At 67.7% G+C, this 19,335-nt stretch carries 19 protein-coding genes, 2 tRNA genes and 1 pseudogene; 11 read left to right on the top strand and 11 right to left on the bottom strand.

What is annotated here, in order from left to right:
- Positions 1-6: 6 nt before the first annotated feature.
- A complete protein-coding gene (gene rlmB, locus HHX41_RS31190; protein WP_169987285.1) occupies positions 7-966 on the top strand; it encodes a 23S rRNA (guanosine(2251)-2'-O)-methyltransferase RlmB in 960 nt (319 codons plus the stop codon).
- A gap of 51 nt (positions 967-1,017) precedes the next feature.
- Positions 1,018-1,090 (top strand) — tRNA-Thr (locus HHX41_RS31185).
- 86 nt (positions 1,091-1,176) lie between these two features.
- Here the strand turns inward: HHX41_RS31185 and HHX41_RS42065 are convergent.
- The 5 genes and pseudogenes from HHX41_RS42065 to HHX41_RS31165 all read right to left on the bottom strand — a co-directional run bounded on the left by HHX41_RS42065 (position 1,177) and on the right by HHX41_RS31165 (position 6,187).
- A complete protein-coding gene (locus tag HHX41_RS42065) occupies positions 1,177-1,449 on the bottom strand; it encodes a tyrosine-type recombinase/integrase (protein WP_310742278.1) in 273 nt (90 codons plus the stop codon).
- Positions 1,410-2,405 carry a site-specific integrase gene (locus tag HHX41_RS41205; protein WP_310742273.1) on the bottom strand — a complete coding sequence of 332 codons (996 nt, stop codon included), beginning with the start codon at positions 2,403-2,405 and terminating at the stop codon, positions 1,410-1,412. The genes HHX41_RS42065 and HHX41_RS41205 overlap by 40 nt, the downstream gene beginning before the upstream one ends.
- A complete protein-coding gene (locus HHX41_RS31175; protein ID WP_220504589.1) occupies positions 2,402-2,572 on the bottom strand; it encodes a helix-turn-helix domain-containing protein in 171 nt (56 codons plus the stop codon). The genes HHX41_RS41205 and HHX41_RS31175 overlap by 4 nt, the downstream gene beginning before the upstream one ends.
- Positions 2,573-2,593: 21 nt before the next feature.
- Positions 2,594-3,975 (bottom strand): annotated as a pseudogene (locus HHX41_RS42060) (replication initiator).
- 1,450 nt (positions 3,976-5,425) lie between these two features.
- A complete protein-coding gene (locus tag HHX41_RS31165; protein WP_182908806.1) occupies positions 5,426-6,187 on the bottom strand; it encodes a neutral zinc metallopeptidase in 762 nt (253 codons plus the stop codon).
- Between the two features lie 283 nt (positions 6,188-6,470).
- Here HHX41_RS31165 and HHX41_RS31160 point away from each other — a divergent pair.
- The 4 genes from HHX41_RS31160 to HHX41_RS31145 all read left to right on the top strand — a co-directional run bounded on the left by HHX41_RS31160 (position 6,471) and on the right by HHX41_RS31145 (position 10,155).
- Positions 6,471-6,573: transfer RNA gene (locus HHX41_RS31160), tRNA-OTHER, on the top strand.
- A 447-nt stretch (positions 6,574-7,020) separates the two neighbouring features.
- Positions 7,021-8,703, top strand: a complete 1,683-nt coding sequence (locus HHX41_RS31155; protein WP_220504588.1) for a glycoside hydrolase family 44 protein — start codon at positions 7,021-7,023, stop codon at positions 8,701-8,703.
- A gap of 289 nt (positions 8,704-8,992) precedes the next feature.
- Positions 8,993-9,283, top strand: a complete 291-nt coding sequence (locus tag HHX41_RS31150) for a hypothetical protein (RefSeq protein ID WP_182908805.1) — start codon at positions 8,993-8,995, stop codon at positions 9,281-9,283.
- 326 nt (positions 9,284-9,609) lie between these two features.
- Positions 9,610-10,155: a GNAT family N-acetyltransferase gene (locus HHX41_RS31145; protein WP_182908804.1), complete on the top strand. Its 546-nt coding sequence runs from the start codon at positions 9,610-9,612 to the stop codon at positions 10,153-10,155.
- Between the two features lie 160 nt (positions 10,156-10,315).
- Here HHX41_RS31145 and HHX41_RS31140 read toward each other — a convergent pair whose 3' ends face one another.
- Positions 10,316-10,771 (bottom strand): ArsI/CadI family heavy metal resistance metalloenzyme, encoded by a 456-nt coding sequence (locus HHX41_RS31140; protein WP_182908803.1) that lies wholly within the window; start codon positions 10,769-10,771, stop codon positions 10,316-10,318.
- 119 nt (positions 10,772-10,890) lie between these two features.
- Between HHX41_RS31140 and HHX41_RS31135 the strand changes: the two genes are divergently transcribed.
- Positions 10,891-11,265: a helix-turn-helix transcriptional regulator gene (locus HHX41_RS31135; RefSeq protein ID WP_182908802.1), complete on the top strand. Its 375-nt coding sequence runs from the start codon at positions 10,891-10,893 to the stop codon at positions 11,263-11,265.
- Between the two features lie 22 nt (positions 11,266-11,287).
- Here the strand turns inward: HHX41_RS31135 and HHX41_RS31130 are convergent, their stop codons facing one another.
- Positions 11,288-12,664, bottom strand: a complete 1,377-nt coding sequence (locus tag HHX41_RS31130) for a serine hydrolase (protein ID WP_182908801.1) — start codon at positions 12,662-12,664, stop codon at positions 11,288-11,290.
- A gap of 254 nt (positions 12,665-12,918) precedes the next feature.
- Here HHX41_RS31130 and HHX41_RS31125 point away from each other — a divergent pair, with 254 nt between their 5' ends.
- A complete protein-coding gene (locus tag HHX41_RS31125) occupies positions 12,919-13,764 on the top strand; it encodes a class I SAM-dependent methyltransferase (RefSeq protein WP_182908800.1) in 846 nt (281 codons plus the stop codon).
- 43 nt (positions 13,765-13,807) lie between these two features.
- On the opposite strand, the gene HHX41_RS31120 is transcribed toward HHX41_RS31125, so the two are convergent.
- Together HHX41_RS31120 and HHX41_RS31115 are read right to left on the bottom strand one after the other, a co-directional pair.
- Complete coding sequence (locus HHX41_RS31120; protein ID WP_182908799.1) at positions 13,808-14,071, bottom strand: hypothetical protein; 264 nt, start codon at positions 14,069-14,071, stop codon at positions 13,808-13,810.
- 181 nt (positions 14,072-14,252) lie between these two features.
- Positions 14,253-14,858, bottom strand: coding sequence for a DUF1707 domain-containing protein (locus tag HHX41_RS31115; RefSeq protein ID WP_169988850.1), 606 nt, complete (start codon positions 14,856-14,858; stop codon positions 14,253-14,255).
- Positions 14,859-15,015: 157 nt separating this feature from the next.
- Between HHX41_RS31115 and HHX41_RS31110 the strand changes: the two genes are divergently transcribed.
- The gene (locus HHX41_RS31110) at positions 15,016-15,504 is read left to right on the top strand and encodes a MarR family winged helix-turn-helix transcriptional regulator (RefSeq protein WP_220504587.1); all 489 of its coding nucleotides are present in this window, start codon (positions 15,016-15,018) and stop codon (positions 15,502-15,504) included.
- Entirely contained in the window at positions 15,501-15,932 is a 432-nt protein-coding gene (locus tag HHX41_RS31105) for a nuclear transport factor 2 family protein (RefSeq protein ID WP_182908797.1), read from the top strand. The genes HHX41_RS31110 and HHX41_RS31105 overlap by 4 nt, the downstream gene beginning before the upstream one ends.
- 107 nt (positions 15,933-16,039) lie before the next feature.
- Here the strand turns inward: HHX41_RS31105 and HHX41_RS31100 are convergent, their stop codons facing one another.
- Both HHX41_RS31100 and HHX41_RS31095 read right to left on the bottom strand, forming a co-directional pair.
- Entirely contained in the window at positions 16,040-17,887 is a 1,848-nt protein-coding gene (locus tag HHX41_RS31100; protein WP_220504586.1) for an FAD-dependent oxidoreductase, read from the bottom strand.
- Between the two features lie 105 nt (positions 17,888-17,992).
- On the bottom strand, positions 17,993-18,529 hold the full coding sequence (locus HHX41_RS31095; RefSeq protein WP_182908796.1) for a GNAT family N-acetyltransferase: 537 nt from the start codon (positions 18,527-18,529) through the stop codon (positions 17,993-17,995).
- Between the two features lie 361 nt (positions 18,530-18,890).
- Here HHX41_RS31095 and HHX41_RS31090 point away from each other — a divergent pair, with 361 nt between their 5' ends.
- Positions 18,891-19,319: a nitroreductase family deazaflavin-dependent oxidoreductase gene (locus tag HHX41_RS31090; protein ID WP_310742272.1), complete on the top strand. Its 429-nt coding sequence runs from the start codon at positions 18,891-18,893 to the stop codon at positions 19,317-19,319.
- Positions 19,320-19,335: the final 16 nt, after the last annotated feature.

The raw sequence follows: 19,335 nt of genomic DNA, 5'->3' as shown, positions 1-19,335 counted from the left end.
GAGACCATGGCGGGAAGGGCTTCAGGGAAGCCGTCGAAGAAGCAGGGGCCGACCAAGGGCACGGGCGGCAAGGTCAGGCGCTCCCTTGAAGGCAAGGGAGCGACGCCGCCCGCGCACATGCGGCACTGGTACAAGGACAAGGCGCGCGCCGAGCGGATCGAGCGCGAGTCGCGGGGCGGTGGGAGTTCGGCCTCCCGTGCGCCGAGCCGTACGCGCCGGGAGGACGCCCCCGAGGTCATCGGCGGACGCAACCCCGTGGTCGAGGCACTGCGTGCCGGCGTTCCCGCCAGCGCCCTGTACGTGGCGCAGCGGGTCGACAACGACGACCGGGTCCGCGAGGCCATCAAGATCGCGGCTGACCGTGGGATCGCGCTGCTCGAGGTCAGCCGGGACAAGCTCGACCGGCTGACCGAGAGCACGGTCCACCAGGGCATCGGCCTGCAGGTCCCGGCGTACGACTACGCGCACCCGGAGCAGCTCGTGGAGCGGGCCAGGGACGCGGCCGAGGTGCCGCTGATCGTCGCCCTGGACGGCGTGACCGACCCGCGCAACCTCGGCGCCATCGCGCGTTCGGCGACCGCCTTCGGCGCGCACGGGCTGCTCGTGCCGTCCCGCCGCTCGGCGGGCGTCACCGCCGGCGCCTGGAAGACCTCGGCCGGCACGCTCGCGACCCTCCCCGTCGCCCGCGCGTCGAACCTCACCCAGACCCTTCAGGCGTACCGGGAGGAGGGCCTGTTCGTGGTCGGCCTCGACGGCACCGCCACGGTGGACATCGCGGACGTCGAGCTCGCGACCGAGCCGCTCGTCGTGGTCGTCGGTTCGGAGGGCAAGGGCCTGTCCCGCCTGGTCAGGGAAGCGTGCGACCAGATCGCCCGGATCCCAATGAACGCCGCCGCCGAGTCGCTGAACGCCGGTGTGGCCGCGGGGATCGCCCTCTACGAGGTCGCACGCCTCCGCCGCCGGTGATTTCACCGTGACGGTAGGGCCCTCGGCCCACTAAACTCGTCTGGGTAGCAGGCCGCCTTAGCTCAATCGGCAGAGCATCTGTCTTGTAAACAGAAGGTCTGGGGTTCGATTCCCCAAGGCGGCTCTCGTACATAAGGCCCCTGACCAGGTTATTCCCGGTCAGGGGCCTTGTGTTTGTCCGGACATTTTCGTGATCTTGCTAACAGCGGCCTACGCCGCCTTGATCGCGTTGGCGAAGACATCCGCCGCGCTCGCCATCTGCTCGCTGATCACGTGGGCGTACACCCGGAGCGTGATCGCCGGGTCGGAGTGGCCGAGGCGGGCCGCGACGACGTGAACCGGGACGCCCGCGAGCAGGAGCGTGGTCGCGTGCAGGTGCCTGAGATCATGAAGCCGAGCACGGGGGAGGGGTTTCTTGGGCTTCGTGTCGTTGTACGCCTTGATCAGAACGGGCATAAGCGAGCTGACCGTATCGGGATAGATGGGTTCGCCCCATCCGGTCGTGAATACGTAGTCATCTGTGCCTTCCCACGACTCGCCAAGCCGGAGCCGGTCGGCGTTCTGACGCTTGCGGTGATCGCGCACAGAATCTCGACGGTCTCGGCGTCGATGCTCACGACGCGGGATCTGCCGCCCTTGGTGGTGCCCGCGATCCTTTCCCCCTCGACCACGGCCGAGGAACCGGTTAGGCGGATCTGCGGTGCATCGAGGTCGACATCTGCCCAGCGGAGGTTGCACAGTTCGCCGCGACGGGCGCCGCTGTAGGCCGCTAGGCGGAAGAAGGCGAACAGCCGGTGACTCTTCGCCGTGTCGAGGAACTGCCGGAGCTGTGCGGGCGTCCACACGCCGCCGGGTTCGGTGAGCTGGACGCGCGGGAGCTTCGCGCGTTCGGCAGGGTTGTTGGGAAGGATCTCGTCAACGAGGACGGCGTCCGCGAGGGCCTTCCGAAGGACGGTGTGAACATGCTTGACGGTGTTCGGCGCGAGGCCCTTGCCGTTCTTGCGACCGCTGGTCAATAGCTCCCGGTAGAGCTTCGTGAGAGTGGCCGGCCGTACGGCCTGAAGCCGCATCTTCCCGATGTTCGGCTCGATGTAGAGACGAATCATCACACGATAGCCGGCGAGGGTCCTCGGCTTGACCTCTACGGCGTGGCCCTCGATCCACTCGGCGAGGTACTCCGCAACCGTGATCGCGTTCCGGTCGATGTATTCGCCGCGCCGGGCTCTGACCCGCGCCTCGTCGCGAGCCTCCTTGGCCTCGTCTTCGGTGGCGAAACCGCCGACCCACTTGGGTTTGCTCTCGCCGGTCTCGGGGTCCTTGACCCGGATCACGTATGACCAGGTGCTCCCGCGCCTCATGACGCCGTCACGCAGTTTCGGTGCGCTCTTCTTACGCTGTGGCTTTTCGGGCTCGGGACTCGTTACGAGCGTGGTCGTCATGCTGCAACCTCCTTCGTGCTGAGACGGGCGATGTAGTCATGGAGGGCGGACACGGGGATGCGGCGCGAACCGTCGATCCGGATGGAGTCGAGCGCGCCGGAGGCGAGGAGCTGATAGAGCTTGCTCCGGGAGATCGCGAGCGCTTGCGCCGCTTCCGTAACGGTCATGAGGAGCGGAGTCACCGCGTGTCACCGTCCGAGCGGTGACGGCGAGGGCGGCATGGGCGACCCGTTGAGCGCTGCGACGAGGGCGTCACCGGGGGAGTAGCCCTTTCCGGCGTACTCCCATTCGCTGACGACGAGGACGGTGTCCTCGTCGAGGAGGGGCAGACGGCCGGTGGTGCTGTCCTCGTCGCGGGCGTGGTTCTGCCGGTCGGCGCGGATGTCGCCGAGGGTGGTGGGGTAGCGGCGGGATCGGGTGGAGAAGTGGCCGCGGAAGCCGAGCATGTGCGCCCACTGAGTCACCCGGAGGTCGGCCAACTCCTCGAAGGCGCCGAGGCGGACGCATTCGGCGATGAGCCGCCGGGCGTGGTCGCGGACGGGCAGGGCGGCCAGGTCCTCGCCGGGGACGATGCGCCGGTCGATGGTGCCGACGCATTCGGCGGCCTTAGTCGCATACTTGGCGACGTAGCCCGCAACGGCCTGGTCGGTCAGCTCGCCGTCCATGGCGATTGGGCGGGCGTCGAGCTGGGTGCCCCAGCGGAGTACGCGTTCCGGTTGGTCGTCGTAGGCGGGCACTTTGGCCGTGACCACGGAGGCGGCGTGCCGTACGGCTTGGCCGAGGAGGTCGAGCGTGGCCCAGGCTGGGGGCGGGGAGATGGGTCCGGCCGGGCCGTCGAGGCGGATCACGGCGTGCAGGTGGACGACGCCGCGCCGCTGGTATTCGGCGACCTTGGCGAAGGAGACGATGAGCTGGTCACGCATGTCGCGCAGGGTCAGGCCGCCGAGCTTGGCCAGGTGCCGGCGAAGGGCGTCGGCGAAGCGCTTCCACAGCAGCGGCGCGACCGCGTTGAACAGCACCGAGCCGGTGTAGTCGTAGCAGTCGGGGCACAGCGGCTCGCCGAGGCAGTCATCGTCAGCCCCGTGCCGGGCGGTGCAGGACAGGACACGCCCATGAGGCAGGTTTCGGCGGCGCGGCGGGGGTGGCAGGGCAGGACGCTCCCGTTGTGCTGCCTGCGGGTGTGGACCGGGCCGAACGACGGCGGGGTGAGGGTGACGAACAGGCACGGGTGCGCGGTCACCGACGCGGGGACGCCTTTGCCGCCGACGAGGCCGGCGCGGATGAGGTGGTAGGTGTCGGCGCGGTAGGTCTCGGCGCACGAGGGGCAGCGGGAGGCGCGGCGGGTCTTGCACGGGACGCGCAGGACGCCGTCGGGTTCGAGGCGGGTGCTGTAGCGGTGCAGCAGGGTCCCGGTGGCCTTGTCCCAGTGTTCGACCTTGCCGCGCAGGTGGATCGGCTGTCGGCAGCCGCGCGTGTGGCGGATCTGGGAGGCGAAGCGGGAGCAGTCAGGGTTGTTGAGTCGGGTGATGGCGCCGCGGATGGCGTGTGCGTTGGCGGATGTTACGGGCACGATGGAGACCTCCTTTCACTCGATGGGGTGGAGGGATGGCCCCCGACCTGGCAGGCCTCTTGGCGGATGTACGGCCAGGCCGGGGGCGCTGACGGGTTTCAGCAGAAGCCGAGCCCGTCACAGTGGCGGCAGGTCTCGCCGTAGGAGTCGAGACCGCCTCCGCCGCAGTGGCAGCACTGTCACCCGAGGTGTGCCCGGCCATCCTTAAGACAGCTACGATCACCGTCACGCTGGCGCGACCACTTGGCGACCGCCTCGTGCTCGACTCCGGCACCGGGCTACCGGTGCTGCGGGGACTGAGCAGGCGCTGACGGGCCGGCGACCGCATGCTGCGCTGCAGAGATGCGCGGGTTGTACAGCAGCACGTACAGCAACGCCGTCTCACCAGATCGCATGCCGGCTCTTCGTGATCACCACGTGAGCAGGACGGTCGCATGTTGACGGGACATCTGCCCTTCTCTACGGATCAGTAGGTTAAGGCTCGATTCCTCTCGGCCGCGGCTTACCGGGGACGAGAACGCGTTCAGTCAACGGCCTATCTCCACGCCCTGAGCTGCTCTGCAGGAAGGCTCCCACCACCTCAACGGCCAAAGAAAGGCAGGCGGGCGAGCCTGACGGCAACGGTGACGGCAACGTCGGCCACCACGCGCACACGATGGGCACCGTCGATCACCCTCGTCCCCCAGGTCTTCCATGGGTGACAGGGCGACTGCTACACCTGAAAAGCGGACGGTCGTGATTACCCAGCCCATTGACGGACCGCATCACCCCTTGGACTGTGGATAGATGAAATCCACCATCCTCAAGATCTTTCGGGACCACGACCCAAACCGGTTCCCCAACGATACGGACGGGGCCGCTGGACGGTGCAGTACGCATGGGGAAGCGGGGGCATGCGGCGGAGTCGGCAACCATGATGTGCTACTCGAAGAGGAGGACGGAACCCCTGTGCACTGGGCGGTCTGCACAGAGTGGACGCGAACTCAGCTCGACGCGTTGGAGCACCTGCGACGCCACGGATTCGCCAGCTGATGACACTCCTGCGGTTCACACGCCGGCGGACAGGCAACCAGCGCAGTTACCTCACCTGTACCGGCTTGCCGTACATCGGTAGCGCCGGTCCACTGCGGGATATGTGCGGGATGATCTTCCTTGGCCATGCCTCCGCGGGAGGCTGACGCGCAGGTCAGAGCTGGTGTGGATGTGGGAACCATAGTGTTCTTGAAAACCACTAGGGGCTTGATGCTCCTCGCGGGTTCGAATCCCACGCTCTCCGCTCCCAGCTCAAAAACGGCGTCTGACGAGGTGCTGTGCCTTGGTCAGACGCCGTTGATCTGAGAGATTGGCTGCAGGGCAAACAATCTTGGTCCGAGGGTGGTTGTGGCCGACGATCATTGGGCGTCGTGGTAGGCGTCCGTCGCCACCTCTGGCCCACGTGGTCATCTGTCGGTTAAGCCACGCGCTTGGCGGATGCCGCCCAGGTGTTGCATGCCCCCAGGTCGCCCGCGGTGAACCCCTGGTTCATCCAGTAACCAATGTTCGTCCTCGTCCCATGGTCCTTGGCGGTCCAGTTCTTGGCGTATGAGAGCAGCAGCTTCCAGTCGGCCGAGGAGCGGTCGAGGGATTTCCAGACGCTCGCAAGAAAAGCGGCGCTGAAGCAGTCGGACTGCAACGTGTAGCGGCGGGAGTGTTCGTGGTACTCCTTCTTGTTGCGGAAGTCGATGTCCTGCCACTCGCTGTAGATGTCGGTGAGCGTCTGAACGTGCTGGCCGTATTCCATGCTCACCAGGTTGAAGAGGTACAGGTCGGAAGGGTCGTCGAGCAGGTCGTTGCTGAGCACGATGAAGATCGTTTCGGTCTCGTCGCAGTAGTACGCGTCCTCCTCGGACTGATCCCACTTGAGCGCGCAGAACTTGGCGGGTGGTTTGGTGACGAGCCTCAGCTTCGGGGCCCTGAATGACTGGCCCGACTTCTCGAACTGGGCTGCCCATGTGGTGTTGAGGCAGCTCACGACGGCCTTCACGTACGACTTGGCGAGCGTCGCATTACGCCGCTTGATGGGCTTCTCCGGACACTCAGTGGTGTCGAGCGCGCCGCTGCTGTAGATCGCATTGGCGGTGAGCGTGTTGTTTCTAACCGGATACGCGTGGGCTGTCCCGTAGGGGAGCATAGCGGCGACTATGCCGGAAAGAACGATCAGAACCCGTTTCATGGCGATCAAGAGTAGAACGATGAAAAGCCTTAGGTAAAGGCCTGGTGGTGACGATCCCAGGGCAGGCTCACAATTGTCCACAAGGATCCACACGGATGCTCAGGAACCTGGCTGGCGAGCCTTTACGCGTTGGGGCGTCCAGCAGAGGTGGTAGCGCTGTTGGAGTGGGCGCTGGCCACCGCCGATACCGCCTACGGTCCCATAAAGGGCGATCTTGCTAACGCTGGTGCTAACAACAGCCCTGGACGACCATGGACATCGCTGGAATCTCGGAAGCCGGATACCGCCTCTGAGTAGGCGTTTGTGTCAACGCTGGATGCCTGTGGACATCCCCGATCTTGCTTGTAAAAAGAAGGTCTGGGGTTCGATTCCCCAAGGCGGCTCCATCTCAGAGGCCCTCTCCGCCGTGGAGAGGGCCTCTCTTGCTAACGGCCCACCCACACCGTTCGGCCGCGCTGAACTGGCGGTTGTTCCTGCCCGACAGCTGGGACGATGCGCTGGCCGCTGACGAGCAGGAGGCGGAGGCGGATCGCCCAGCGGCGGCAGCGCTGTGCGATTCCCGAACAGGTGCGCCACCGAGGTCCACCCAGCCCACGAAGTCGATCTGCAGGTCGCCGTGCAGTCGAGAGGCCGAATTCGTGGGCTGTGTGCAACTTTCAGGCTGTCCTCTTGAACCGCGGCCGGGTCGTTACCGGGCGGCCAAGGCTTGACCAGGAGACGCACCAAGTCAGGGTGGCCAAGATTTCTTGGTACCGCCTGGCCGCCCGCCTCCGCGCGACTGCCGCGCCTTGACTCGCGTGAAGCATCCGGTCAGGCTCCTCGATTGTTGACCGATGGATCGATTGACGGGAGCGTCGATGATGCGTGCTCAACGGCGGCGGAAGCTGCGATCGGCCACGATGCTCGGCGTAGTGGTGTCCTTCGTGGCGGGGACATTGACCGCCCAGGCGGCCCTGGACCCGGCTGTGGCCGCAGCGGGTCCTGGGTTGTCGGTGGACCTGTCCGCCGCCCGGCACGCGATCAGTCCGGACATCTACGGCATGAACGGCGCCGACCCGGCGTTCGCCGCCGAGATTGGCCTGCCGGTGGCGCGCTGGGGCGGCAACGCGAGCACGCGTTACAACTTCAAGAACCACACCTACAACACGGGAAGCGACTGGTACTTCGAGAACATCGTCGCCGGGCCCGACAACACGGTCGAGGCGTTCGTCAAGACCAACCGGGACCGCGGCATCAAACAGGTCGTCACCGTACCGATGAGCGGGTGGGTGGCCAAGGACTCGCCCGCCCAGCACCCGTTCGCCTGCGGATTCCCCGCCAGCCGGTTCCCCGCTCAGGACGGATTCGACCAGTGGGACGCCGGCTGCGGCAACGGCAGGCTCAACAACGCGAACCTCACCGGGGCGGTGCCTGAGGACACCTCGATCCCGGTGGACGCCTCGTTCGACGGCGAGATGGTGTCGCATCTCGTGAGCCAGTTCGGTGCGGCGGCGCGCGGCGGCGTGTCGATCTACGAGCTCGACAACGAGCCGGTGTTGTGGAACGCCACGCACCGCGACGTGCACCCCGAGGCGGTCTCGTACGACGAGCTGGGCAGCAAGAGCACCGCGACCGCCGCGGCCATCAAGGCCGCCGACCCGAGCGCGGCGGTGCTCGGCCCGTCCGGCTGGGGATACTGCGAGTGGGTCGCGTCCGGGGTGGACGGATGTGCGCCGGGCGCCGACGCGGCCGCGCACGGCGGGCTCAACCTGTCGCAGTGGTTCCTGAAGAACATGAAGGACTACAGCGACGCACACGGCGGCAAGCGCATGCTCAACTACTTCGACCAGCACTACTACCCGCAGATCAACGGCGGGAAGGACCCCGAGTCCAACGCGTGGCGGCTGCGGTCCACGCGTTCGCTGTGGGACCCGACGTACGTCGAGGAGTCCTGGATCGGCCCCACGGGCGTGAACGCGCCGCCGCTGCAGTTCATCCGCAAGATGAAGGAGTGGGTCGCGCAGTACTACCCCGGCACGAAGACCGCGATCACCGAGTACAACTGGGGCGCGCTGGACGACATCAACGGCGCCCTGGCGCAGGCCGACGTTCTCGGCATCTTCGGGCGCGAGGGTCTCGACCTCGCCACCATCTGGGGCGAACCCCAGCCGACGCAGCCCGGCGCCTACGCGTTCCGGATGTATCGCAACTATGACGGCGCGGGGAGCCGATTCGGCGACGTGAGCGTGTCGGCGGCCAGCAGCGATCAAGGGCGGCTGGCGGTGTACGGGGCGCAGCGCTCGCGCGACAAGGCGCTGACCCTGATGGTGATCAACAAGACCGGCGGTGAGCTGACCTCACCGTTGTCGATCGCCGGACTGCACGGCAACGCCACGGCGCAGCGGTTCACCTACAGCCCGGCTGATCTCAACTCGATTGTGCGCGGTGACGATCTCAAGGTGCACCAGGGCCGGGTCAATGCGACGTACCCGGCGAATTCGATCACCCTGCTGGTCTTGCCGGGGCATCGGCGTTGATGGTTCCCGGGAGGGAGCGGCCCTGGTCGGCCGCCCCCTCCCGGCCTGAACGTTCAGGTGACCGGTCGGCCCGCCCCCTACTCCACAGCTGGCGAGAACCTTCGCCGAGCCCGGACAGCCCTTCTGAACAGGTGCTCGTGTCGAATGTGGACGCCGGTGGACATCGCCGATCTTGCTTGTAAACAGCGCGGCGGCCCGGACGACAGAGGAGCCTTGGCCACCTATCTGGTGAAGAACTCGCCGGTCAGTGCACCAGCCGGCGACCGGGCCACTGTCCGATGAGCATCAGGTGAACGAGCTGATCGCCGGGGGGAATCCGTTCCGCCCGGCGATCAGTGAAGCTGAGCCGTTGAATTCGGTCGCGGCCGTGGAGGAACTTCTACGGGACGCTCCAAAGGAACCACAGGTTGTACTGGTAATCACAGCGATACCAGGTCCAAAGGTGGTTCTGGACGCCGTAGTCCCCGTAGCGATAGCAGTCGTACGAGGAGTAGTAGACGTTACGAAGCGTATCGGCGTGCGCGGGACCGGCGTTCGCGCCGACTGCCAGCCCACTGACCAAGGCGCCGGCGACGGCTAAAGCTCTGATTTTCCGCACTTACCCTCCTTGCAGCGGATGTCGTGCCGGACTTCCACCGCGAAGCATTGCAGCGCGGGCGATATCAGTACAGGTCACGTTATTCGTCAGTGTTCCCCGACGAGGTGATCTGCGGCTATACCGGACAAGGGCTGAAACTTTCCCGCAGATCTTCCGCGCTGACACTCGGTCTTGTGCCGACCGGAGAACCTGGCCCGACCGCGAGCGCCAGGCTGACCAGGTCACGTCCACCCACCAACCGTTGAGCAGGTCGACGTCCGTCTCCTAGTCATCTCCGGTCTTGGTCGGCACGGGGTTAGGTTTGTCGAGTGGGGACCTACGAGGATCTACCGGCGGAGTTGGTGACCGAGCGGCTGCGGTTGCGGCGATGGGTGCCGTCGGATGCCGAGGAGTACCGCGGGTTATGGCTGGAGCGGGATCCGCGAGTGCCTCCGGTACGGCGGATCGACGCCGAGGGACGCCCCACGGTCGAGGACATGCGCGGCCGGCTCTTCGACAACCCGCTGATGGCGCATCAGGGGCTCGGGTTGCTGCCGATCGAGTTGCGAGACACCGGTGAGTTCATCGGATACTGCGGACTGACTGTCGGCCAGGCATCTCTCGACGAACCTGAGATCGCGTACGAGCTGGCACAACGAGCTCACGGCCATGGTTACGCGACAGAAGCCGCCCGTGCGGTCATCGAAGCCGCGACGCGAACGGGACGCCGACGCCTCTGGGCGACCGTGCGGGAGTGGAACGCACCCTCGTTCCGCGTTCTCGAGAAGCTCGGCTTCCACCGGAGCGGCCGCATCACCGAGGACGCCGAACACGGCAACACGATCTGGATGACGCGCGTGCTCGATGCGAGGTAGAGACATGAGCACCGACCGCGATCCACTCTCCGAAGAGCACCCATCAGGTGATCTTGTCAGTTCCGTCGGGCGCCAACCGGCCGGCCGCACCTGAGCGGCCGACGCCGGCCAGGTGAGCCATGCCTGCCGCAGCGGCCGCCGGGGCGTCTTTCTGTCTTGCCTAGCAGCAGGACTTGCTCGCGCTCGTCGTCTCCTTTTCGGCGTCGTCGGGGGCGCGGCGGACGGAGTCGGTCTGCTTGGTGAGGGTGTCGGCGTCGGCCTTGACCACGTAGACCTCCCAGGGCTCGCCGCCGGGGCCGTGGACCCACACCTTGTCCTGAAGGGCGTAGCAGCAGGTGGTGTCGTTCTCCTCGAAGGTCGCCAGGCCGGCCTCCTTCAGGCGGTCGGTCGCGGCGGTGACCTGGGCGGTGTCGTCGACCTCGACGCCGAGGTGGTCCATCCGGGTCGCCTCGCCCTCCTCGCCCTCAAGGAGGACGAGCTTGAGCGGGGGCTCGGCGATGGCGAAGTTGGCGTAGCCAGGCCGCCGCTTGGCGGGCTCGACGCCGAACAGCTTGGAGTAGAACGCGATCGAGCCTTCGAGGTCGGCGACGCGCAGAGCGAGTTGAACACGGGACATGGGTGTCCTCCCTTGGCCGTGAAGCGGCGGGCCAAAGCCGCCCGTCTGCTTCGATGAGCTTCTAATCAACGGATATCCGGAGTTTGTGCCCTTGCCTAGACCTGTGTCAAATTAGAAGCATGTCGAAGCAAGTGCTGCCGATTGTGGACGCGGACGCGGCGTGCTGCGCACCGCTGGCGTGCGAGCCCCTGTCGGAGAGCGAGGCCGCCGAGCTGGCGCCGCTGTTCAAGGCGATCGCCGACCCCGTACGGCTGCGCCTGCTGTCGCTGATCGCCTGCCACGAGGGCGGCGAGACCTGCGTGTGCGACCTGACGGCGGCTTTCGACCTGACCCCGCCGACGATCAGCCACCATCTCAAGGTGCTCAAGCAGGCCGGGCTCATCGACTCCGAACGCCGGGGCACCTGGGTGTACTACTGGATCAACCCCGCCGTCCTGGCCCGTATGTCGGCCCTGATCGGCCCGGCGTCACCCGCACTCGCCGGTACCGGGTGACGCACCCGAAGGCAGCCCGCACTCAACCGTCGAGGGCCATCGTGGCGAGCCGGCGGGCGATGCCGGCGGTGTCGGTGTCCTGCACGTTGCTGAGCACGACGACCTCGATGTCGTCGTCGGGCAGATACATGTTGCTCGCCGTGTAGCCCTGGAAAAGACCCGGGTGGTAGCGGAGCCGGTGTCCCTGGAGCCGGTCGACGAGCCAGCCGAAGGCGTACGCGGTCGACGGCAGGTTGAGGCAGCCGGTGGAGGGGCACGGCGCCTGTGGCGTGAACGCCTGCTTGACGGTGGCGGGTGGTGCGACCCGGTATGAGCCGAACGCCCGGTCCCAGCGGGCGATGTCGTCGACAGTGGAGTAGATGCCGGTCGCGGCGAACAGTTCGGAACCGTTGAGGAGCGGGGCCGGTGACCCGAGCGTGAAGTAACCCTTCGCGTATCCGTCGGGCGGATATCCCCTGCTATAACCGGTGTGCCGGAGATTCAGCGGGCCGGTGATCAGCTCGTGCAGTACGTCGCCGTACGGCTTGTGCGTCACCGCCTGGATGATCGCGCCGGCCAGGACGTATCCGGAGTTGGTGTACTTCCAGCTGGTGCCGGGCTTGAAGTCCAGTGGCAGGTTCACGAACTGCTGGATGAGTTCCCGGGTCGTGGTCGGTCGCGTGACATTGGCAAGGTAGCTGGGCAGTTTCTCGATGTTGGGGATGCCTGAGGTGTGTGTGAGCGACTCACGGATCGTGATTGGCCGCCACGCTGTCGGGCAGGCCTTGATGTACGCCGGGACGAGATACGGGCAGATCCGGTCGTCCAGCTTGAGCAGCCCGCGGTCGCGCAGTTTCAGCACGAGCATCGAGGTGAACTGCTTGGTGACCGACATGACTCGGTAGACCGTGTCCGGCCGGTTGGGGATGCGCTTCTCTTCGTCGGCCAAGCCGCCGGCGAACCGCGTCAGCACCTCTCCGCGCCGCACCACCAGCGCCGAGCCGGTGAACTGCTTGTCCGCGGCCAGATCCCGCAGGTATGACAGCATCTTCGCGCCGATGGAACCATCCGGCGCTGCCGGTGACGAATCCGCCTTCTGAACGGGCCGGTTCGTGATTTCCGACAGGCTTTCCTGATTGTTGTGAGAATTCGCGACCGCGTCCGCTTTCTGCCAGTTGTACGGCAGAGCCCGCGAATCCGTGTCGCCTTTCTGCGCCGGTGTGAGGGCAAGCGTGACGTCGCGGATCAGGTTCTGACGTTGGCGCTGCCGCCCGCGTACCGACTGCCGCTGCTTGTCGCGTTGACGCTGATGGGCTGCCGGGTGGTCGACGTCTGGGCCGCTCAGGACGGCGCCGGCAGCGGATTCGGCGACGGCGGGGATGCCCAAGGGTGCGGCTCCGCCGGCGAGCGCGGAGAACATCGCAACGAATCTGACAACATTAGGACACTTGGTCATTTTCTCCCCATTGAGCGTACAGCTGCCCAGAATTCCGGCGTCTTTTATGGAAACGCCAGGCGGACCCTTCTTCTTGGGCTTGCTTTCCGTTCGGCGGGTGGTCGCAAACGGCTGTCGCCTCCTTTTTCCTTTCTGCAGAAGTAAGGGGTACCTTGACGGGTGGACTCCGGCTCGTGCCGGGCGAGCGCCGACGTCCTGTGACTTATGGGGGAATCGACATGCCTGACGGGTGGCAGTGGGACGACACCCTGTTTCGGGGATGCGCGCCCTTCTATGAGCGCGGCAGGCTGCCGTACGCTCCGGGGTTCGCGGAAACACTGGCCGCGGCCCTCGGCCTGGACGGCCGGGGCCGGCTCCTCGACGTCGGCTGCGGACCGGGCACCGTGATACTCGCCCTCGCGCGGTTCTTCGCCGAGGTGGTCGGCATCGACCCGGACCAGGACATGCTGGCCGAGGCCGGGCGACAGGCTGAGCGTCGCGGGGTGACCAACGCGCGCTGGCTGGCCGCCCGCGCCGAGGATTTACCGGCCGGTCTGGGGACGTTCCGGACCGTTCTGTTCGCTCAGTCCTTCCACTGGACGGATCGGGATCGCGTCGCTGCGACAGTGCTGGAGATGCTGGAGCCGGGAGGCGCGTTCGTCCACATGAGCGATTTGCAGAAGCCGCCCGCCGAACCGGCGCCACCACCGCTGCCCGCTCCTCCGTACGCGCGGATCGGCGACCTGGTGCGCCGGTACCTCGGCCCGGTACGCCGCGCGGGGCAGGGAACGCTCGCGAACGGCACGCCGGACCGGGAGGACCTCGTCCTGGCACGGGCCGGGTTCGAGAACTTCGAACGACATGTCGTGCCGGCCGGGGAAGTGGCCGACCGCACCGCGGACGACATCGTGGCGTGGGTGTTCTCCCGATCCGATTCCGCCCCGCACCTGTTCGGCGACAGGCTGGGGGACTTCGAGCGTGACCTGCGCGCGGTGCTGCGGCAGGCGTCGCCCGACGGCCGCTTCGCGGAGCGTCCTCCCGCGACCGAGATCATGATCTGGCGCAAGCCGCCTGGTGAGCGGTGACGGCAACGTCACGAGGGATCGTCGACGGTTCTCCAGATACCGATCAGACGTCTGCCGGTCTGCGGACGAGGAGACAGCCGCGCTGGAGCTTCTCGTGCTCGTCGGGCTCGCGCAGCAGGCGGGCGTCCTCGGCGAACCCGGCCTGGCCCAGCAACTCGGCGATGTGCTCCAGGGAACGCCAGTAGCAGTCGAGCGAGATCGACCGACCGAGAGCTCGTCGTGGAAGCGTCCCGCGTACGCCGAGGCGACCGCGTCGTACGACGCTCGTGTGGAGAGCAGGAAGTCCGGCTCGGCCACGACAGATCACCCCCGTCCACTCGCTGCTTCGAAGCCGCCGTGCTGATCCCGGCCGGTGGACCGGCGCCGACGGCCTCAACCGATGCCACCGCCGCTCTGGCGTCAGCTGGCGACAAATGAGGCGCGGAACGGCGCGAGACCACGCTGCGCAGGACCCCGGCGACTCGGGGAGGCCCGACGGGAAGGGGCGCTCAGCGGTCGCGCCGGCGCCGGACCTTGCCGGCCACTCCGCCGAACAACGCCAGGCCCTTGATCACGATGACCGGGGCGGACGGGTCGACGGTCGGGCTGTTGGCCACGTCGAAGCCGCCGAAGATGCCGACGCCCTTGCAGCGCACCTCGACCCCCTCGGGCAGGATGATCTCGGCCCCGCCGAAGACCGCGTTGATCGTGAGCTCGACCTCTTTGGCCTCGAACTCGGCTTCGGTCAGGTCGAACCGCACGCCGCCGAAGACGGCCAGCGCCCTGGTCTGACGCCGTACCCGCCAGCGGCCCCTGCGGTCGGCCCCGCCGAAGACGGCGATGATGTTGTCCGGATCGGTGCTCGCGCTGGGTGCGTAGGACACCGGGCTCGCGGCCGGACGGTGCCCCTCGACCTGCAGGTCCTGGGTGAGGACTTCGAGCTCCCCGACCGTCTTGGCCTGGTAGAGGGTGTCGAGGCGCTCGGAGTACTCCTCGTGGCTCAGCTGACCAGTGCTCAGGGCTTCACCGAGTATGGCGGCGATCTGCTCCCTGTTGCTGTCGGAGGCGCGCAGGTGAGACGTCGGGGAGTCGCGGCGCTGAGGGGCGTTTTCCATGTTGGTCACGATAGTTCTCATTCGACCCGACAGGGAGCGTTAACGCGGTAGCGCGATCGGGAAGTACGTACTAATCTCTCTTTCTACTATGAAGGATGTACATACATACGAGCATGACCCGGACGGCCTGCTTTACGACCCTCGCGCCAGGACGGCGATGGCGAGGTTGGCCGGTGACGACGACGATCTGCGCGCCTTCGAGGCGAGCGCGGCGGTCCGGACCGCCTGTCACGCCGTCGAGCGCCTGCGGGCCCACGGCTCCGAGGGCAGAGGGGTCAGCGCGGGCGCTCTCGACCTGCTGATCCGGCTCGTGGGGAGCGACCGGGGGATCAGCATCGGCGAGCTCGCCCGGGCGGCCGGGGTGAGCTCCCGCAACGTCACCGGACTGGTCGACACGCTGGAACGCGACGGGCTGGTCCGCCGGGTCCCCGACCCGGGGGACCGGCGTTCCGTCCTCGCCGAGATCACCCCGGCCGGCCGGGACTGGGTCGAGGCGTTCCGCAAGCCGTCGCAGCTGGCCATGAAGGCGCTGTTCCAGGGGTTCGCACCCGAGGAACTGGCCGTGCTCCGCGATCTGTGCCTGCGCCTGGCCGCCAACCAGCAACGCCTCGCCGCCCACCTTCGTCAGATGGGGTCCCACTCATGACCGTGTCCGCCCAGAAACAGACACAGACACAGACACAGACGCAGGAACAGACGCGCCGCGCCGTACGCGGGTATCACGAGGCGCGTTTCCGCGGGGACGTGCCGACGGCCGCCGCACACCTGGGAGAGCCCTTCCGGTTCCAGAGCCCGTTCTTCAGCTCCACCGACCGGGAGGGGCATCTGGCGACGTTGCCCGGCTTCGTGTCGATCGTGACCGGGGTCGACCTCATCAGCGAGCTGTACGGCGACGCCGAGGCGACGCTGGTATACGACGTGCACACCGCGACGCCCGCCGGCACACAGCGCACCGCCGAGCATTTCCGCCTGGAGGACGGCAAGATCGTCTCGATCATGCTGGTGTTCGACGCCTCGCCCTGGCAGCCGATGAGAGCCGAGATCGAGCCGGATCCGGGAAACCGGGAACAGTAGGGTCGGCGACCGGGCGCGTGCCGGGCAACCGGCCTTTTCCCGGACGTTCCGTCACCGACCGGTGAACCCGCGGGGTCCCGGGCACGAGGACCCCGCGGGAGCACGAGTCAGCCGTTGACCTCCAGGGCCACGCGTACGGCCGATTCCAGCGCGCCCTCGATCCAGGAGTGCTTGAGCGAGGTGTGCTCCCCGGCGAAGTGCAGCGGGCCCTCGGGGACGGCGATGGCGGGGTGGATCTCGGTCATCTGACCGGGCGTGAAGACCGCGGCCTCGCCGAAGGCGTAGCGGTTGCGCATCCAGCTCTGGGTCTGGCCCCGGCCGGTGTAGAACTCCGCGACGCGGTCTCCGTGCACCTCCTGGAGCCCGCGCAGCGCGTAGCCGTACCGCTCCTCGTCGTCCATCGAGTCCCACCGGGTCGCGTCGTCGGCCCACGAGTAGCTGGCCAGCACGACGCCGCCCTCGCTGCCGGGCACGGGGTGCGAGGGGAAGTAGATGAACCGGTTGGCGTTGTCGCAGACCGAGCCGCCGCCCGTCACGTGCGCCGCCCGCCCGGGCCGGTAACGGGAGCCGAGCTCACGCTTCCAGTCCTCCTCGGTGAACTCCCACCAGCGCCTGCGGAACTCCAGCAGCACCTTCGTGGCGGAGTCGTAGTGCAGCTCCATGATCGACCGGCGCTTGGCGTAGGACATGGCCGGCGCGATCTCGACGTGGCGCAGCGCGGAGAACGGGACCGTGATGATCGCCACGTCGCCCTCGAACGTCTCCCGCGGAGTCTGCCGCGTGAACTCCGACTCGGTGCTGCCCGCCTCGCTGACCGTCGAGATGCGGACGCCACGACGCGAGGTCTCGATCCGTACGGCCCTGCGGTCCATCCGGATCTCCTCGCGCAGGCCCGGCTCCAGCGCGTACGGCAGTTCCCTGCTACCGCCGGCCATCTCCCAGTAGGTCGCGTCCGGGTTGACGAGGCTGCGGGTGAGGAACGTGTGCATGAACGACAGCGGCAGCCGGGAGGTGAGGTTCTCCAGCGTGCCGATGGCGTCGATCGCCTCGTCGCTCAGCTTCGCGTGCTCCTTCAGGTAGGCGTACATCGAGTAGCCGTCGAAGTCGTGCAGCAGCCGGGCCCAGCCGTCGATCAGATCCGGCAGCGGCTTGTCGATCCGCTTGTCACCCCTCCGCACGGAGTAGTAGTCCCTCGCCGGGTCCAGTGCCGCGTCGAGGATCTGGGCCGCGGTGCGGCCGTCCCTGAGGCCGAACGAGGCGTTGATCCGGCGAGGGTCCTTGGCGTACTCGTCGCGCCGCTGGGTGAGGCCGTTGACGTGGATGAGGGTGTGGTTCATCCGCGCGGGGGCGGTGAAGGTCCCCTTGGGCGGGCCGGAACGCCACTCCCGCCCCTGGTAGGAGGTGTAGACGACCGGCGGCACCGGTCCGCGGGGCTGCGCGCCGGGCGGCACGTCGACGTTGTAGAAGGGCCTGCGCGTGATGCCGAGCTTGTCGATGAGCGCCAGCGTCAGCGGGTGGAAGTCGGGGATGCGCATCGCCCCCGCCTCGGCGTACTGCCGCCGGTCCTGGAACCCCGTCCGGAAGGTCTTGATCCGGCCGCCGATCCTGTTGCCGTTGGCCTCGATGACGGTGACGTGGTGCCCGGCCCGCTTCAGCAGCGTGGCGGCCACGAGGCCGGAGATGCCCGCCCCCACGATCAGCACCCTCTTGGGCGTACGGGTCCTGGGCAGGCCCTCGTCGATGAGCACCTTCAGGTAGCGGTGCTTGAGGTCGTCGCCGTCCTTGTCGACGAGCAGGTGGTCGCGCGCCACCCGAAGACAGGCCTGCCAGCGTTCTCCCGCGTACGGCGCGCGCGCCGCCGAGGCGGGGGCCGCGCCCAGGGCCGGACTCATGACCGATCCCACCGCGCCCAGCCCGGCCAGTTTGGCGAATCCCCGACGGTCGATTGTGACCACGAACTCCTCCTCCGCGAGACGGTTACGGAGGGTGAGTTTCGACGTCATGGTCATGGAGCGGCACGCGACGCGCCGGGAATGTTCAACTGGTGTACCAGGCGATGGTCAAGACGAAACGTCGTCCAGCAGGCGCTCCCAGAACACCTCGTCATGCCATGCGCCGTCCAGGAAGATGTGGGAGTGGGCGATGCCCCAGGGGTGGAAGCCGTTGGCACGCAGCACCCGCTGCGAGGCCAGGTTGTCCATGCGCGTGTGCGCCTCGGCGCGGCGCAGCCCGAGCTCCTCGGCCATCACGGTGAGTATCAGGCCCACCGCCCGGGTCGCGTGCCCGCGGCCGTCGAAGGCCGAGGCGACCCAGTAGCCCAGGAAGCCCTTGCGAAAGGGGCCGCGCAGGATCGTGCTCACGGTCACCTGGCCGACGACCTCGTCGCCCGCGAGGATGACCGCCGGCCAGCGCTCGCCCCGGTCGTGCTCGTCGAGCAGCGTCTCGATGCGCCGGCGCTGCCCGGCCGCCGTGTAGAACTCGTCCGGCTGGGCCGGTTCCCAGGCGGCGTACGCATGCCTGTCGCGGGCGCGATGCGCCGCGACGACGTCGGCGTCGTCCACCCGGACGAGCCGGATCGTGGTGTCCTGGTCCGCCATGCGGCCCTCTCCTCGGCGTGTGTACCGGCATTGACAGGTGCGGACCAGCCCGGCTCTAATGATCGGCGTGCCGCGTGGCGCCGATCATGTGAACGCCGTCCCAGGGAGGCGGCGATGGTCCGATCGGTGGCCGGGCCGCACCTTCGTGAAGGGACCGACGCCGTGAGTACCCACTCCGCATCTCCCGCCTGACGCCGCACCGCCGGGTGATCGTATCCCCGTGGCGAGCGCTTCCGCGTATCGCGCCCTTGCCGTGCCGTTCCCGCTCGGCCGTCCGGTTCCGGAGCGGCGTGGCGGCACCGCACTTCGCCTGCGCAACCTCTCGCAGGCCCGCAATCCTCATCGTTCTTGGAGTTTCCGCGTGTCATTCAACCAGTCCGTCATCGACGAGTTCCGCGCCAACGGAGGGAAGGTCGGCGGCCCCTTCGAGGGCGGCGACCTGCTCCTGCTCACCACGGTCGGCGCGAGGTCGGGACGGGAGCACACCGTTCCCCTCGGCTACGTCCGCGACGGCGGCTCCCTGCTCGTCGTCGCGTCCGCGGGCGGCGCGCCCCGCCACCCCGCCTGGTATCACAATCTGCTGGCGCACCCGGCCGTACGGGTCGAGGTGGGCGAGGAGGTGTTCGACGCCGTCGCCGTGCCGGCCGAGGGCGCACGGCGCGAGCGGCTGTTCGAACACGTCGTCCGCGCGGCGCCCGGGTACGCCGACTACCAGGCTCGTACGGCCCGCACCATCCCGGTCGTGGTGCTCGAACGCCAGGCGGCCCCGCCCGGTGCGGAAGACCACTGACGGCCCGAACCGGTTC

Source organism: Microbispora sp. H13382, from assembly GCF_014161445.1.
Taxonomy (GTDB): Bacteria; Actinomycetota; Actinomycetes; order Streptosporangiales; family Streptosporangiaceae; genus Microbispora.
The sequence above is the reverse complement of the archived record's forward strand: the minus strand, read 5'-3'. Positions and strand labels throughout refer to the sequence as shown.